This is a genomic window from Pectinatus cerevisiiphilus (assembly GCF_004341685.1).
In the GTDB taxonomy this organism is placed as follows: domain Bacteria; phylum Bacillota; class Negativicutes; order Selenomonadales; family Selenomonadaceae; genus Pectinatus; species Pectinatus cerevisiiphilus.
In genome coordinates, this window is the sequence record NZ_SMAA01000006.1 from 43,531 (window position 1) to 61,045 (window position 17,515).

The 17,515-nt window shown below is 34.2% G+C and carries 10 protein-coding genes; all 10 read right to left on the bottom strand.

Translation table 11 applies throughout. The annotated features are described in order from the left end of the window. Window positions 1-25 precede the first annotated feature (25 nt). Window positions 26-1,099 (bottom strand): hypothetical protein, encoded by a 1,074-nt coding sequence (locus EDC37_RS05225; RefSeq protein WP_132548642.1) that lies wholly within the window; start codon window positions 1,097-1,099, stop codon window positions 26-28. A 96-nt stretch (window positions 1,100-1,195) separates the two neighbouring features. After that, window positions 1,196-2,902 (bottom strand): O-linked N-acetylglucosamine transferase, SPINDLY family protein, encoded by a 1,707-nt coding sequence (locus EDC37_RS05230; RefSeq protein WP_132548644.1) that lies wholly within the window; start codon window positions 2,900-2,902, stop codon window positions 1,196-1,198. A gap of 13 nt (window positions 2,903-2,915) precedes the next feature. Then, window positions 2,916-6,032 (bottom strand): O-linked N-acetylglucosamine transferase, SPINDLY family protein, encoded by a 3,117-nt coding sequence (locus EDC37_RS05235; protein WP_132548645.1) that lies wholly within the window; start codon window positions 6,030-6,032, stop codon window positions 2,916-2,918. Window positions 6,033-6,062: 30 nt separating this feature from the next. After that, window positions 6,063-7,607 carry a tetratricopeptide repeat-containing glycosyltransferase family 2 protein gene (locus EDC37_RS05240; RefSeq protein ID WP_132548647.1) on the bottom strand — a complete coding sequence of 515 codons (1,545 nt, stop codon included), beginning with the start codon at window positions 7,605-7,607 and terminating at the stop codon, window positions 6,063-6,065. Window positions 7,608-7,617: 10 nt separating this feature from the next. Next, window positions 7,618-9,909, bottom strand: coding sequence for a glycosyltransferase family 2 protein (locus EDC37_RS05245; protein ID WP_132548649.1), 2,292 nt, complete (start codon window positions 9,907-9,909; stop codon window positions 7,618-7,620). Then, window positions 9,903-13,106 (bottom strand): glycosyltransferase family 2 protein, encoded by a 3,204-nt coding sequence (locus EDC37_RS05250; RefSeq protein ID WP_132548651.1) that lies wholly within the window; start codon window positions 13,104-13,106, stop codon window positions 9,903-9,905. Before EDC37_RS05250 ends, EDC37_RS05245 begins: the two co-directional genes overlap by 7 nt. Window positions 13,107-13,237: 131 nt before the next feature. Then, a complete protein-coding gene (locus tag EDC37_RS05255) occupies window positions 13,238-14,578 on the bottom strand; it encodes a flagellin N-terminal helical domain-containing protein (RefSeq protein ID WP_132548654.1) in 1,341 nt (446 codons plus the stop codon). Window positions 14,579-14,743: 165 nt separating this feature from the next. Then, complete coding sequence (locus EDC37_RS05260; RefSeq protein WP_132548656.1) at window positions 14,744-15,100, bottom strand: flagellar protein FliT; 357 nt, start codon at window positions 15,098-15,100, stop codon at window positions 14,744-14,746. A 44-nt stretch (window positions 15,101-15,144) separates the two neighbouring features. Beyond that, entirely contained in the window at window positions 15,145-15,543 is a 399-nt protein-coding gene (fliS, locus tag EDC37_RS05265; protein WP_132548658.1) for a flagellar export chaperone FliS, read from the bottom strand. A gap of 89 nt (window positions 15,544-15,632) precedes the next feature. Continuing rightward, the gene (gene fliD / locus EDC37_RS05270; RefSeq protein ID WP_132548660.1) at window positions 15,633-17,501 is read right to left on the bottom strand and encodes a flagellar filament capping protein FliD; all 1,869 of its coding nucleotides are present in this window, start codon (window positions 17,499-17,501) and stop codon (window positions 15,633-15,635) included. Window positions 17,502-17,515 lie beyond the last annotated feature (14 nt).

A 17,515-nucleotide genomic window follows, 5' to 3' on the forward strand; every position in this document is an offset into this window, starting at 1 on the left:
TAGATTCTCTTTAAGAGGCTTTTTATCAATCAGTATGGGCACATTTTTTTAGCAGCTCGCACACCATGAAATCTTTACGGTTAACAGCCCGCAAAACAGTAAATGCTTTTACGAAATCTCCTTGTGTATAAAATACATACCCTAGGTTTTTCAAAATAAGATCATCCTGATCGTCTATAGCTAATGCAGTTTTTAACATGATTATAGTTTTTTCTTTTGCGTCTATTTCATAGTAAACCGACGCTATAAAATTATACAAAAGTATTTTTTTAGAAAGACTGGTTTGTAAGGTGGTGACTAAATCAATAATGGCAGCTGTATCCTGTTCCCGGAGAAAAATGATTTCAGCATCGGCAAGTACCGCTCCTGTCGATATTCGCAGCAATATATCGGCTAAATTAAACTTGTTAGTAGCAACTTCCTGAGTTTCGCTTATATTTTCTTCCGCTTTTTCTTGCGGGGATATTCTTTCTATAGAACTATCAGTTGTCGCAGTATTGGATTCATTTGGAAGATCTTGTTTTTTATTTATGGCATCATCATTCATCCATAGTGCAATATTGGGGAATTTTGTATTAATTTCTTCAGTTTCGTATGACAATTCGATGTAAAATAATAAATCGTCTATTATTTTTAATTGTTCCGCAGAAAATTTTTCAACTTTATTTTTTAATAAGAGATCTAATGTTTCTGCCATTTCGTTCATTTTATCGTCAGCCGAATATATTCTTGCTAGAAATAATAGTGCTGCTATATTATTATCATGTTTGAATGCATTGGTTGCCCAAGTGGCTGCGCGTGCATAATCCTGCGTATTATAATAAATTTGGGCTAATTCCAGCATTAAATCAGAAGTAATATGGCCTGCGTTGAAGAGACTTAGAACCCTTTCCATTATGGCGTTATATTTGCGTTCTTTTTTTAATTCTGGTAATTCATTGAGACATTTTTCTATATCATTTTCTGTCTTAAGTTCTTGAACGTTCAAAGCATCGTTTTCATCCATGTTATTATCATCCTTGTTTTGTGTTTTTAGTGAATCCTTCATAATGCCAGGTTGTTTTTTTATATTATGTTTTTTTTTCTTCTTCCGTTTCATTTTATCACCTTAAAATATATAGTTATTATGAGTAAAATATATAGAAAGTATTTTATAAGACTATTACATACAATATGAAATTCGTTGTCTAATTCTTTAATACCTGCAATGAATAATAGTTTTACCTGATTTTATGTATTTTTTCCAAACAGTTTTATAGGCCTTTTGTATATCCTTCATATATATATCGGCATTCATGATGGGGGAATTAAGCATTTTTTCGTACAAATTTAAATGATAAGCATTTATTTTCTGGTAATTTTGGGCTAATTGTACAGCCTTGTATATATATTCTTCAATAGAGAAGGCGATGCAGGTATCCATTCCACCAATATTTTTTAAGAGACTATAGCCAAATCTGCTGCCATGGCGTTCACCGGCAAGCGTTATTACCGGCACTCCCATATAAAGTGCATCGCAAGTTGTTGCTCCACCCGGATAAGGAAAAGTATCAAGTGCTATGTCAATATTATAATATGATTTGATATAATCAGGGGAAGCAGGTTGGAACTCAATGCGCGATATATCTATACCATTTTTCTGCCAATGTTTTTTTATATAGTTTAGAGTATATTCGTAACCAGCTATTTTATCCTTAAGCAAAAGTTTTGAATGGGGAACGTTGTCCAGTATTTTTTGCCATGTTTTAATAACGGTTATATTTATTTTACTAAAAAAATTCATACTGCCAAATGTAATATAACCATTTCGTATACACGGAGCAGGTTTGGCTGGTGGGTGGGCATTTAATGGTGTATAACAGAGATGGGAGTGTGGCAGACGTATGAGTTTTTCTGTAAAATAGTTATCATTTTCACCAATAGGATCACAATAAATGTCCGTTAAAAAGTAATCTACCTGTTTGATGCCCAGCGTATTGAAATAGCCTATGCCTGTCATTTGTATAGGCGCTGGTTTCTGGACAAGCACAGCAAGTGCATTATTATTGGTATGCCCAGCCAGATCCACTAATATATCAATTTTATCATTATATATTTGCGCAGCAATTTTTTCGGCATCCATTCCAGAAATATTAATCCACTTTTCAGGAAATTGTTTTAATTGATTACTTATGGGATCTTCTTTGCAATTTGCATAACAATATACTTCAAAATCTTTTTTATTATAATTGGCAATCAAATGATATACGAATAAAGCAACTGCGTGTTTGTTAAAATTAGGGGAAATATAACCTATACGTATTTTAGTGGTTTGTCTAGCACTTCTTGGTTCATGGTGAAATTGTTTCACCCGCGTAAAAAGTTTTTGGATAGATGTACTCTCTGCAAAAAAGTGTTTTCGTTTTATAAATCTTAAATAGTGCAGCAAAAAGAGGAATTTGCTGTAATCAGCTGGTTGGTTGCTCAATTTATTGCATTTTAGTGCATATTTTATAGCTTGCCTCATATTCCCTGTCAAAACATAATTATCTCTGAGTAATCTATAAACGGAGCATTTTCTGGTATTATCCAAGGTGGTTAAAGATAATAATTTTTTTGCTGTTGCTGTATTACCTGCTGTTTGTGTACTTTGCAGTTGCAGCTTAGCCAAATAATAAAGTGGTCCCCAGTCTTTGGCATTGTTTAATAATACAAGTAGGCGTTTTATTACTTTATGTGCCTTTTCTTTTTCATTAAGCTTGATATAAGCTTTGCTTAAATAAAAAAGTGTATTATAATCCATTGGGTTGTTTTTTAATATAGTAAAGGCTAAGTTTACTGCTTTAGTGAACTGTCGTGCATTCATAGCAGTTTGCAATTCCTTATTTTTTCCCAATTGAACGTTTTTATTAGTAATATTCATTTGCAGTGAATCCTCAAATTTTTTTTGCAATTTTATTAATTAAATGTGAATATATATTTTCTAATTCATTTATATAGCCTTTTTCATCCATCAAGGGTGAGGCTTTTATCATTTTATAAAGATTTTCGTGCAGCTTGTCTAAGAGAACTTTATTCATAGCCAGAGAAATAGCTTTATTTATATATTCCTGAGGATTGTCGACGGCAAGTTCGGGTAGATTTATAGTTGTTAATATACTGCGGCCCATGCGGCTGATCTGCGTTTCACCATAAAGTGAGATGACAGGCACTCCCATATACAAAGCATCACAGGTGGTACCGCCACCATTATAAGGGAAAGTATCAAGGGCTATATCAATGTCCAGATAACGCTGCATATAGATAGAGTCTGCTGCTTCCAGATAAAACCGTTTTTCTTGTAGCCCTAGTTTTCGCAGTCGCTTGCGACAGGTTTTGCGTACATCAAGGCTGATAAATGACTGGTTTTTGAGAATAATAATTGAATTAGGTACTTGAGTCAGAATGGAATTCCAGACAATCAGCATTTCATCGGTTATTTTTATATAGCTGTTGAAAGAGGCAAAGGTGATAATGCCTGCTTGTCTGCATGGCGCTTTTGAAAAAATGGGGGGGACATTATTCCTTTTATAACAAAACTGACTATGGTGTTTGAGTTTTAATGGCTGTATCTGCTCTGTGGAACATTTAGATGGGGCGTAAGAATATTTATCCGTAAGATAATAATCGACAGTGGATAAACCGATAGGACCGAGATAGCCTAGCCCTGAGATTTGTACGGAAGCTGGTCTATAAGCCAATATGGGTAATGCATTGTTTACAGTGTGTCCAGACATATCAAATAAAATATCTATTTTATTCTCATATATAGATTTGGCAATTTTTTCATATGATTGATTTTGGACATTATACCATTCATCTACATGTTCTTTTAATAAAGCTGTTTTATCGTCTTTTGGGTTTAGGCAGTAACAGATGACCTCGAAGCGGTTTTTGTCATAAGCAGTCAGCAGCGACTGGTAAAAATAGTACATTACGTGCTTTCTGAAATCTGCAGAGATATAAGCTATACGTATTTTAGTAGATTTATTTGGCAGAGGTTTAAATCTTTTTATTTTAGAAAAAAATTGCTGATAATCTTCATGTTCTTTAATTAATTTTTTATTGCTTTTTTCATAATAGAGCAGACTCAATAAATAAGAACTGTAAGCTGACACTTGCTTGGCAAAATCTTCGGTACTACAAACTGCTTGTAGATAGTAATGCGAGGCTTGTTGCGGCCAACCTAGTTTTATACAGCAATTTGCCATTTCTTTATACAATTTATTCTTATCGGGGGCATAATTAATTATTTCTTGTAAAATGGTTAATTCTTTTTCATATTGGCATGTTTGAAAATATATCTTTGCATAGTGCCAATTTTCTTCAAAGGAATGTTCTATTTTTTTATTAGAATATTTTTCCCATATAGAAAAATATTTTCTTTCTAACGTCTGCATGTACAAATATCCATTCATTAAAGGAGATAATTCCATATGTTCGCGCAGAAACATATGGAAAAAATTAATTCTCCGTTTATTGCGTGCTAATAGAGTAGCTTTTGCAACGTAATCTTCCAATGAAAAAGCGATACAGTCATCCATGCTGCCAACATTACTGAGCAGACTAAAACCGAAACGGGCACCATGTCTTTTTCCCATCAATGTTATAACGGGGACGCCCATATATAAGGCATCACAAGTCGTTGCTCCACCGGGATAAGGAAAGGTATCAAGCGCAATATCTATTTTATAATAATCCTTTAGATAATCAGCGGTCCAAGGTTCAAAATCTATACGGCTAATGTCCAGACCGGCTTTTTGCCATCTGTTTTTTATTTTTTCCAGGGCGATTGGTGTCGTTACAGTCCTGTCTTTTAATAGTAACCGTGCATTTGGAACCTGGTCTAGTATATTCTGCCATGTTCTGGCTACAACAGAATTTATTTTTGTAAAAAAATTCATACTACCAAAGGTTATGTATTTATTGGTCAAACAGGGAGCAGGTTGTGGTTTCCAAGGTATATCAACGGCAGTATAGCAAAAATGGGAATAAGGAAGATAAAGTAAATTTTCTGTGAAATATTTGTCATTTTTTCCTGGGTTATCACAAAATTCGTCTGTTAAAAAATAATCCACAGTCTTTAAGCCAGTCGTATCAAAATAGCCTATACCGCATAATTGTATAGGTGCTGGTTTATGTGCCAATACTGCCAGCGAGTTAGCTTTCGTGTGTCCTGCTAAATCAAATAATATGTCAATTTTATCTTCATAGATTTTTTTTGCTGTTTCTATGGTTGTCATATCTTTTATATTGCACCATTGGTCGACAAAGCCCTTAATTTGTTCGCTGATTTGATCTTCCTCACACTTTGCATAACAAAATACTTCAAAATATTTTGTGTCATATTTGTGCAGCATTGCATAAACGAAAAGTACTACTGCATGACGATGGAAATCAGGAGAAATATAGCCAATCCTAATTTTCCCTTTTTGGGCGTCTTTTCTATGCTTATAAGTTGATAATGTTGAGAAAAAATTATTAAAAGCCATATGGTTTTTATATAAGTGTTCGGGTTTTATATTATGGAGATAATGTAGATTGAATAGAAAATTCGTATATTCGTTGCATTTGCGGTCCTTATCAGGACAAAGCTTGATACAAAGCTTACAGTATTTTAAATTTAACCCTACGTCACCAGTCATTAGATAATGTCTGTTTAATAAATCATATATTGCTAATTTTTTTTCTACAGTTAAATTTGGCAGTTTGAGTAATCTTTGTACTGGTTTTGTGTCCCCTAGAGTTTTTAAATCTTGAAATTTTGCCCTGGCAAGATTATACATTATATCCCAGTCTTTTTCACCATATAGCTTTATAAGTTTTGTAAGTACTTTTATCGCAGTTCCTTCTTTACCGCCGACAATATATACTTTGGCTATATTTAAAAGCGCCTGATAATCATTTGGCAGAAGATGAATGATTGCTAAAGAATGTTTTAATATAGTTTGGAAATCATTTTTTTTATAGGCTTCACCGAGTTTCTGTCGATAAAGAATTATTTTATTTTGCATATTTTCTTTCCTGTCTTGTATGAGGATATGTTACTTATTGTTTTGTTTAAGGACTTTTTCTGCATTTTGTCTTATTGTCTGTATATTTTCATAAATTTGCCTTACTTCATTATTATTGAGATCTTTGAGGGCGGTTTTTGCCATACATTCTTTAATGGCATTTTGATAAACAGTAGGTAGAAGGGAATTAAGTAAAACAAGTTTTTCTTTTGTATTATTAGTAAAAAATGCGGAACCAGCGGTGAAATTATAATCCTTTGCTAGTGAAACAGCACTTTCACGCGCAGCAGCAGTGTAATTTTCTATTAGGAGAAAATCCTTTATCAAACTGTGTTCTATTTTTATACCGTATTTTTCCTGTAGAAATTGTCGATAATACAAATTTATCTTATCTGATGTATATGTATATAAAATTTTTAGCAGAAATTTAAGCTTTAGAGAATCATTATTATAAATATCATCCAAGATACTGATTTTTTCAGCAACACTTTTGTATTGTATAAGTTTATATAACTTGAGTAAAATATTTTTGTTGGCGTAATTATTAAGCAAAATTTTTTTATAATATTTTATTGCGGCCGGTTCATTACCCTTTAATTCGGCAATATGGGCAAGACATTCATATATATATGCAGTTTTTCCTTCTATAGTGCTGGCATTAAGCTGGTATGTATTTTTAGTGATGAGAATTTTAGTAAAAAGTTTTTCGGCAGTAATATATTCTTTTAAAATATATTTATAATTTGCTTTATAAAAAAGAATATCATTGTTATCAGGAAATTCTTTTAAAGCATTATCAATATAGAACAAGGCTTTAGGGATATCTTTTTTTTGGGAAAAAAGCAGTTCAATGAGCCGTGTATAAATATATACTCTCATCCCCACAGCATCACTTTTGTTTTGGAGAAATTTTTTACAGCATAAAATTGCCTGGTCATATTTCTTCATATTACTATAACATTCAGAAAGATATATATAATGCGATGTACGCAGTCCATTCTTTTTTATATCTTTTTTTAATAAAGTCAGATTGCGTTCTAATTTGCTTTGGATCATTTTACCAGTGTAACCGGTATGATAGATATATACATTTTCATCCATAACAGCCGCAATAACTTTTTTCCCGTTGGTGTTTATTAAACGTTCATGCACTATTCCTTCATATTTGAGAAAGGGCAGATGCCGAAAAATGCGTATATTAAAGAAGCTGCTCTGTATTGTCCCTTGTTCATTAAGGTTCTTTATTTTACACAAAAATGCTTCGATGTTTTTACCAGCCTTGTTTAAATGTTGTTTTAGGACATTAAGAGCGGCAACAGGAAAATATTCATCGGCATCTAAAAATAATATCCAATTTCCAGTTGCTTTTGATAACGCATAATTTTTGGCAGTAGCAAAATTATTCTGCCAGATAAAGTCGTAAACAGTAGCGGCAGCATTGGCCAGTTCCTTTGTGTTGTCTGTCGAGCCAGTATCAACAACTATTATTTCGTCGGCAATTTTTTTCATGCAGTCAAGCCATATAGGTAGGTTCTTTTCTTCATTTTTTACTATAGTACATGCAGTTATTTTCATAATTCATCCATCATTCCAAGCCTAATTTTTCTTTTGTCAAAGTAAATACTTTTTTGTACGCGGCAGGCAGTAAGATAGCCACCTGTTTGTAAGTATTGTTTTGTTTATTTGCTAACACCTCGATTATTAAAGACTTATAAATTTTATCTAGTTTTTTTGCTAAAATAGCATTTAAGGCAGAATAATTTTTTTCTGTCCAAAGCTGCAGTTCTTCATCTTTTATTTTGGGAGAATAATGAAGAAGTAATGGTCCTTTATCATGTTTTTGCAACATTGTGACAAGCCAGCTGATATACTTCTCGTTATTTCTGTAAATACTGTTAAATATTTTTATTATCAGGTGTATGGGACGATACTTAAGTAAATTATATAATTGAACAAAAAATTTCTCATTGCAGGGTTCTTGCTGCAGAGACTTCTCAAAAAATCTTATAGCAGATGCAGTATCTCCCTTTAGCTGTGCCAAAATACCGGCAGTACCATAAATGGCATTGGTTAAAGCAGGCATAGAGGACATTGTGATTGTTTTTTCACCGGTATGCCATACTGTAAATGTCTTTTTTAAATATTTTTCAGCTTCTATGTAATGATGCTGCCGTAAGAGAAGAGAACTTTTCATAAATAAAAATTCGGCAGAAGAAGGAAATTTTGTTATTGCTAAATCTATAGCCTCTAAAATTTCATCATCTTTATGTCCTGATAAGGAAAGTGCGTCAATAAGGCGTGTGTATATACTAGTTCCTGCCCCGATCATTGTTAGCCCGCTGTCGATAAATTTTTTGCTGTAATATGCTGTTTTAGAGAAGTCACGAAAACTGTAGTAACAATCCGCAAGATAGGAATAGTATTCAGGTCTTTCCCCATTTTTTTCTATTTCCTTTTGAATTAAGGAAAGATTTCTTAAAGCTTTCTTTTTCATTATAGAAGAAGAATAACCTGTATGCAGAATATGAATATCATCGGGTAAAACAATCATGCCCATTTGTTTTTTATCATTGCGATACAGGCATTCATGAATACGACCGGTATATCGTAAGCATGATGAATTGCGAAAAGTTCTCAATTGATAAAAACTGTTTATAAATTTGTTATCCTTATCTGCATCTATGTTTATAAGTTTGCAGACTAAAGCATCAACGGTGTTGTCAGAGTCATATTTTTTTATATAAGAAATAAGTTGCATACCTGCTTCGTCTGGGAAATATTCATCAGCATCAAGGAAGATTATCCATTTACCATGGGCTTTATCTAGCGCATAATTTTTAGCGGCAGCGAAATCATCACACCATTTGAATTTGTAAATTTTTGCACCGGCTTTTTGGGCAATATTACAAGTATTATCCTGTGAACCTGTATCTACTAAAATAATTTCATCTGCAACAGAATGTATATATTTTAGATATTGGTTGATATTTTTTTCTTCATTTTTAACTATAACACAAGCTGAAATAAAAATTTTTTTCTTATCAAGTATAGAAATTTTTTTAATATGTCCATTTGATAATTGCATACCATATTGCACTAAAGCAGTATTGATTTCAGCATAACTTTTACCGCTCAATTGCATAGCAGCGGCAAGTGTATAATATACTTGCAGTTCTCCACCAAGGGCTGTCAAACCTGATTCAATAAATTTTCGGGCAAAGAGAATAGCTTTTTCATATTCGCCTAGACCATAATAGCAATCAGCTAGAGAAGCATAATAACGTTTATTATTACCATTTTTTTGGATATCATTACGTATAATTCGCAGATTGCGCCGTAATTTCTTTTCAACGATTTGTAGGTTGTAACCTGTATGATATATTTCTACGTCAGACATGACGGCAATATTTGTAATTGCTTTATTATAATAAAAAAGTTGTTCATGAATAGGACCTTTATAGCGTAGGCCAGGTTTATTCCTTAATCCCCTTACCATATAAGAAGTACCTGTAGGTTTTCCTTGTTCATTAATATTCGTTAAGCGGCACATAAAAATTTTTATAGCAGGGTCAATTGCTATAATATTTTTTCTGACGTATTTGCCTGTTTCTTGAGAAAAATATTCGTCCGCATCAAGAAATAATATCCATTCTCCTGAAGCCTTATCTATGGCATAGTTTTTAGCTACCGCAAAATCGTCCTGCCATTTAAAATCATATACCTGTGCACCTGCGCATATAGCTATGTTTTTAGTGTTATCAACAGAACCAGTGTCAATGACTATTATTTCATCGGCAATTTGCTGCATACATTTAAACCATCGTGGTAGATTTCGTTCTTCATTTTTGACGATTACACAGGCGGATATTTTTACCATTTTCCTGTTCTTCTTTCTTTAATCCATAGTAAATAAGCTTTAACCTCTTTTGGGCGGTAGTTCTTGTTTAATAAATCCTGGAAAAAATTTTCCGCATTAGTAAAGTCTTTATTATAATATGCACATTTGGCAAAAATAAAAAGAAAGTTGTTATTACTCTGTCTTTGTTCTTTCATTATCTCCAGTAAGAAGGTATATAACTCCGTCCATTTTTCAAAACGATAAAGTATTTCTATCACTTTTATAAGAATTCCTTTCGGGAAAGTCATTGCCATTGCTATGTATTTTTGGGAAATACTGTTTGGAGTTCGGCTTATGACCACAGGTAGTAGTGTCAGATAGGCATCAAAATCATTATCCGCCTGTAGTTTGGTTTTCCCGTAATATGCGCATAAACAGTTCCAAATAGGGTCGGGTAAAATTGATTGGTACTTTATTGATAGATCATTTGCACTTAATAAAGAAATAAATAATAATTGTATTTTTTCTATTGCATGTGCCAATAATTCATTAAAAGCATTTTCTTTATTTTCTTTCATAAGTATATCCCATGCTTTCCAATTCTCTGAATAAATATTGAATTTTTTATGTAAAATTTGATTGCAGTAAGTAAATAAAGCTATATTACCTGTTGCAAAAAGTTGGTCGCCGATAAAAGATAAATCTTTTATATTACAATCATAATACTTCATAATGCTTGCAAAAGTTTCTTTTTCCTTTGCAGCTTTCAGCAATTTTATCAAAAGCCGTAAAGCTTTGTAATTGTATTTGTTCGTTTGTAATGACCTGTCAAGGTAAATGAAAGATTCTTTGGTATTATTTTCTAGAAAAAATATAGCAGCCAGGTATCTATATACTTCAGGAACAAGGGCTGTGAAGTTATCAGTAGAAAGGTTTTGAACGTTATTTTTCATTGCAAGTGATAGTTGTAAATATTTTTTAGCGTCACTATACTTTTTTAAAAGAAAATTTAATGCACCAAATTGTGCTGGAAATTCAGGATGTTGAGGAAATTGAATACAGGCTTTTTTTATAAAGGGAAGTATTTGTATATAAGGTTTCTTCCCTTTTATCATGGAATCGATCAAATTAAAATATACTTCGCTTTCATTGCCTAGAGAATGCAGCCCCGTCTGTAAATGTTTTTTATAATAGAAGATGGCTTTGTCATAGTCAGCAAAAGCAGTGTAACAGTCGGCTAGATATCTGTAATAATATATATTATCACCATTTTTTTGTATATCATCTAGCATGATCATCAGGTTACGTTTCAGCTTTTCGGTACAAATACTCTGCGAATATCCAGTGTGGTAAATTATTAGATCTGGTTTTGTGGTTATTTGCAGCTCCCCAGTAGATTTATGTAATTGTTCATGTATTTTTCCTTTATATCTTATATGGATATCATTGAGAAATACGCGGATTTGGGGAAATCTGTTTATTTCAGTGTTATTATTGTCTACATCTATATTTACCATATTGCACGACACGGCTTCTACTTTGTCCTCAAAGGATGTCAGCAGCTGTTTTATGTCCGTACCTTCAGCAAAATACTCATCCGCATCAAGAAAGACAATCCATTTACCAGTTGCCTTGGTAATAGCATAGTTTTTAGCTTTGGCAAAATCATCCTGCCACGGAAAAGAATAAATAGTGGCACCTGCTTTTTGGGTGATATCAATGGTACGGTCTTCACTGCCCGTATCAATCACTATTATTTCATCACTAAAATGTTTGACGCAGTCCAACCATTTTTTTATATCTTTTTCATTGTTTTTTACAATGACGCAGGCAGAGATTGTAAGTTTGTTTTTTAAATGTTTAATTTTCGTTAAAAATACATCTATATTTTCTTTATCAGCAGTAAAAGCTGTCCCAGTTATATTCATTTGATTATTTTGGCGATAAATCTTTTTGGCTTTTAAAAAATACTTTTCTGCCTGGATATATTCTTTTTGTTGATAAGCAATGTAACCGGCAAAAGTATAAAAGTCAGCTATTTGGGGAAATTTTGCAATAGCATTTTTTATCACTGTTTTTATTTGGGAAAATGGTTTTTTTAAAATTAATAGGGCATTTATGTAATTACGCCAGATACCGCATTCCGCATTTACTACTTGGTATTTATCTTGACGAAAATATTGTTCTATGCAGAAAACAGCTTTTTGAAAATCTCCCATACCATAATAACAATCCGCAAAATAATGCCAGTGCACAGGATTATTTTCATCATATTTTTGCGACAATAGTAATTGCAGATTACGCTGTGCTTTTTCTTTAGTTAAAGCTGTGGAATATCCCGTATGGTAAATGCATAAGCTGTCATTTGTTTTTAATGTGAGAGGCCGTTTGCTATTGTAAATTTGTTCGTGTATTTTACCTTGGTAGCGTAAATGAGGAAGATTGCGAAAAATACGCGGATTTACAAAGCGATTTATTTCCTTACCAGTTTTTTCTTCTATATTTATTTCAGTGCACATAATGGTATCTGGTATCACTGCGGCTGCTGTTTCGGCAGCGATGATAGCACGCAGTTTCTCAGCAGAAGGCAGTGAAAAATATTCATCTGCATCAAGAAATATTATCCAATCTCCACGGGCTTTACTAATGGCAAAATTTTTAGCTGCGGCAAAATCATTTTGCCATTTGTAATGATAAATATTTGCGGGTAGTTCTTGTAATAAGGAAAGTGTGTTGTCCGTTGAACCTGTATCCACAATGATTTGTTCATCGGTACAATTACGAATGCGATTAAAATAATGCAAAATATTCTTTTCTTCATTTTTAATTATAACGCATGCGGATAAGCGGATTGTTCTTGTTAATTTAATAATCTTTTGCCATTGGGAAATGTTTTTTGCTGCTATAACACAAAATTCCTTTGTGAACAGCGATGGTTCCTTTTCGGCATATTTTTCTTTTAATGTAAAAGCACGTTGCATATATTGCACTGCTTTTACAAAATCATATTCTGATGCTAAGATTTTGGCATACTCTGCCGCAAAGTCTGGTAATGTGGGGAACGATTGCATAGCAGTAGCTATTGCTTGTTTTATAATGCTTAGGTCAGTATTTTTTTCTTCTAAAGTATTTATAAGCATTCTATATGGTTGACTGCGGTCAAAAACAGGTATGCGTTCATTTGTATATAAATTTAAAGAGGTATCTTTTTTACTGTCTAGGTTTTTCCTATCCATAATATATCAACCCCTGTCTTTAGTTTTTAATTCTATACCTGGATATTAGATTTTGAAACTAGATATAAAATTAAGGCGGATGTAAATACATCCGCCTTAATGAAGCCAGATATCTGCTATCTGCGCAACAATTATTGCAACAACTGCAATATATTTTGACTGCTCTGGTTGGCATGGGCAAGCATAGCTTGAGAAGCCTGCATCAGAACATTGTTCTTCGTATATTCGGTCATTTCTTTGGCCATATCAGCATCGCGAATGGTTGATTCAGAAGCCTGGACATTTTCACTCTGCGTTGTTAAGTTATCCTGCGTGTAGTCTAAGCGGCTTTCCACAGAACCAATTTTTGTCTGTTCTTTAAGAGCTTTCTGCACGGCATTATCAAGTACATTGATGGATGCATTAGCATTAGCACGAGTAGTAATATCAAGGTTTTGAACGCTGCCGTCAGTAGATACACCCTGTAGACCAAGTGCCTGGGCACGCATATCACTAAGGCCAACACGAATGGACTGGTTTGCTTTAGTACCAATCTGCATGGTTACAGCATTATCATTTGATTTATCCTGGGCGCTAATCTGTTCACTCCACGCATCAAGCTTAGAATTTACAGATTTTTTGACATTACCGTCAGTACCAGTGATGCTGATAGTAAAACCAGCAATATTGCCACCAACCCCTGATGCACTGGAAGAAATAGCTAATACTGATGTACCGTCTGCAGTATGCATCATTAGACCTTCAGCAGTTGTACCAATTTGGCTGTCGGCAAAAGTATTGCCAAAAGAAACACTATTAGCAAAATCACTGTACCCTGTAGCACTTGTAACACTGCCAAAAACATCAGATAATTTACTTGAACCAACAGAAAAACTGGTTGTCATAGTCTTGCCGTTGACAACATAAGAAATAGAAACAGTATCTTTGTCTAAAATATTGAGTGAATTACCATTTCTATCAACTAGATCAGTTAATGCAGAACCAAAATCAGTCGCTGTGCCTAAACTTTCATTAGTATATGTTACGGTAGCACCAGCAGTTGCCTTATTCATAGAACCATCAACAAGAAGTTTACCATTATAAGAAGCATTGGCATTGTCATTGATCTGGTCTATAGCCTGATTCATATAATCCTGAATGGTATTGCGGTCAAAGGTTGTATTGGTATCATTGGCTGCATCAAGAACTTTTTCCTTCAAGGTTTTCAAGATATCAACTGTTGAAGAAACAGCACCTTCTGCTGTTTTTAACATATTCTGACCGTTTTTGGCATTCTGGTTATCCTGATCCAAAGAACGAATCTGAGTACGCATACGTTCGGAAATAGCATAACCTGCTGGATTGTCTGCAGCACTATTGATCTTCATACCAGAAGATACTTTTTGCAAACTTTTTGACAAAGCGTTGCTGTTTGTTCCCATTATGTTCAGCGTGTTAAGAGCTGACATGTTGTTTTTTACTACTAAAGCCATAAGAAATTTCCTCCTTGAGTTAATTGTTTTATTACCGTTATCATCCTCAACGGTTTTATCTAAAAACCAACTATCGCTGCCGATCGCTCAGGACAGCTGGTTTTCGATCCTATAATTATTATCGGCAATGCAAAAAAAAACTTAATACTTTAAGAAAAACTTTTTTTACATTTTTCGATTCAAGATAAAACCAAGTGACATGATATCAGGGTTATCATACGAATGAACCATATGATTTTTATTTCGTGTACGAATAAGCCACGATTGGGCTAAAGATCGGATCTTCATGTTTATGGGATTAATTGAGGCGATGAGGGCTTTGCCCGCATCGGTTTTCTGATAAGTACGGTTGCCAAGTTGCTCAATTTTTTTTTGGATTTGGATTCTTTGCTGCAAAAGGTCGAAAAATGTATCAATATCATTTCTTTTTATGAAACGATACATCTCTTCCGTCAGAGTATAAAACTTTTTCCATAAAGCAGCAACTACTTGATCATCATTAACCATAATTTCGTCACACATCCCTACCCAGTATACCGCTTGCCATTATATATTTCAATACTTCATTAATGGTTATTATCATTTTTTTCCTTGCCGGCTATTTTCATTGCCTCATGCCAAGTATCACGAAGTTCCGTCAATAATGTTTTGGCTTCTTCTAATTTGGCGGTATTATTTTTCATATTTCCTTCTATTAGAATACGGTAGATATAATTATAAAGCGGATATAACTGCCTAGCTATATCGTAATCCATGTTGAGTGTAGCCATGAATTCTATCATTATATCTTGTGCTCGCAGTAATGCTTTATTTGATTTTATACAATTTTTTTCATTGATAAATTTTATACCTTCATTAATAAATCTTATGCCACCATTGTAAAGCATAAGTGTCAGCATTTCTGGGCTTGCAGTAAGTATTTGCTGCCTTTTGTACGCATCCGCCGTATAGGACGCATTTTGCATAAGTTAATGCTCCCTTCAAAAGCATAAATCAAACATAAACCTTGTACTGTCGATTAGACGATAATATCATATAACTGGTTTATATAATTTTAGCTGCCAAGATAGCTGGAAACAAAGCTATATTGTGAGTTGAGGTTTTGAATTGCTGTTTCCATCGCATCAAATTGGCTGTACAAACTGTCTTGGTATTTATCCATTGCATCTTGAAAGTCAGACATTTTGTCCTTCCAGTTTGTTATTTCCTTACCCCAATAGCTTTGGTCTGCATAGTTACCCGAATCGGTAACACCGGCCATCCCTCTTAAGCCAGTGGCAGTTTCAATGCTTCCTGTGCCTATAGCTGCTGACATAGCTGTATTTAGACGTTTTACCACGCCCTGGGTACTGCTGTCATCTTGATTTGCTGCCGGGTTATTCAAAACCTTGTATGCGGCATCAGGGTCTGCGGATAAAGCTTTTCTCAGTTTATCTTCGTCAAGACTGAGCACACCGCTGTTTTCGCTGGTCCAGTCAGCCGAAACCGATATACCGAGATTGCTTAAGCTGTTGTATTGTCCGCTAATGCCAGAGATAGGCTGATTAACAGCGGAGCGCATATCGCTTATGAGATCTGTTAAGGTGCTGTCTTTATATAAAAGCCCTTGTTTCGCCTTCTTTTCCCACGCAGTTACTTGGTCATCACTCATAGCTTTTTTTTCATCATCCGTCAATGGTTGATAATTTTCATCCGGTTCAGTGTTGACAGCTGTCTTGAGACTGCCGAGTAGAGTATTGTAATCATCAACAAACTGTTTCATATTTTTGATCACTGTATCTATATCAGGATTTACCGATACAGTGGAACTGGCATATGTCGTAGTTGTAACACCATCAACAGTCGTTGTTGTACTCGGACTTTGGGAAACAAGGTTATATGTTACGCCGTCAACGGTGAGCTGATTACTGTTTGTTGTATATGTTTTTCCATCTATTTTTACACTGCCGTCAATGCCGCTATAAGCGTTATCACTATATGCTGTATTTAAATTAGCCGGATCTGCGGGTGTGTCACTGAATTTTGTACCGCTTATGGCACTTCCCAAGGTATCCGTCGTGGCATTATATTGCCCAAGCTGTAATGCACCTAATAAATTTCTGGTATTTTCGTTGCTGTTAACAACTCCTTTAGAAGAAAGGTCATCAGGAAGATCAATTTTATCCACTGTAATGTCGATTAGATTATTATTGCCACCTGTTTTATTATAAATACTGAATGAGTCATTGGCAGTATCATACTGCGCATTTATATTTGTCCCTGAGTTGTTTATCTTAGCAGCCAAATCATTGAGTGTGCCTTCAGCAAGATCACGATAACTGAAAGAAACAGTATAAGTATTTTTGGTTTCTATATTAGTATCAGCATTCGTTGTTGTGCCGCCATCCCTAATGGTAAAGCTAAGTGCAGTTTCGTCCATGGCAGTACCGTCAAGTTCATAATCAGTGCCATTGACGGTATAGGTCAGTTTATCCGTTTGGTTTGTTTTTCCGTCAGCTGAAGTGAGCTTAATGTTTGTTACACCTAGAATATCAGACAACTTAATACTAGTGTTATCAACACCAGTAGGTCTGGTTATCTCAGCTGTTGATTTTAAATATGCGTTTGAAGACATGCTGTTGACAGTTATCTGGTGCGAGATTGCAGCAGCACTGCCTCCTGCAGTAGCCGTTACCACATTACTATTTGAGGTTGTTGCGGTTTTGGGTTGCATGCCGCTGGAAAGTGCATATTTATAAAGAGTATTATTTTGGAAATCACTTAACTTTTGATACCATTCGTTATAGGCATCTTTAGTCCATTCAGCAGCCTTTTCTTTTTTGTACATTGAGTCATATTGACTTTGCTTTGCTGACATGGCTTGTGTAACTAACGATTCAACATCCAGTCCTGAAGAAAGTCCGTATATTCCATTTACACCCACATTTATTACCTCCT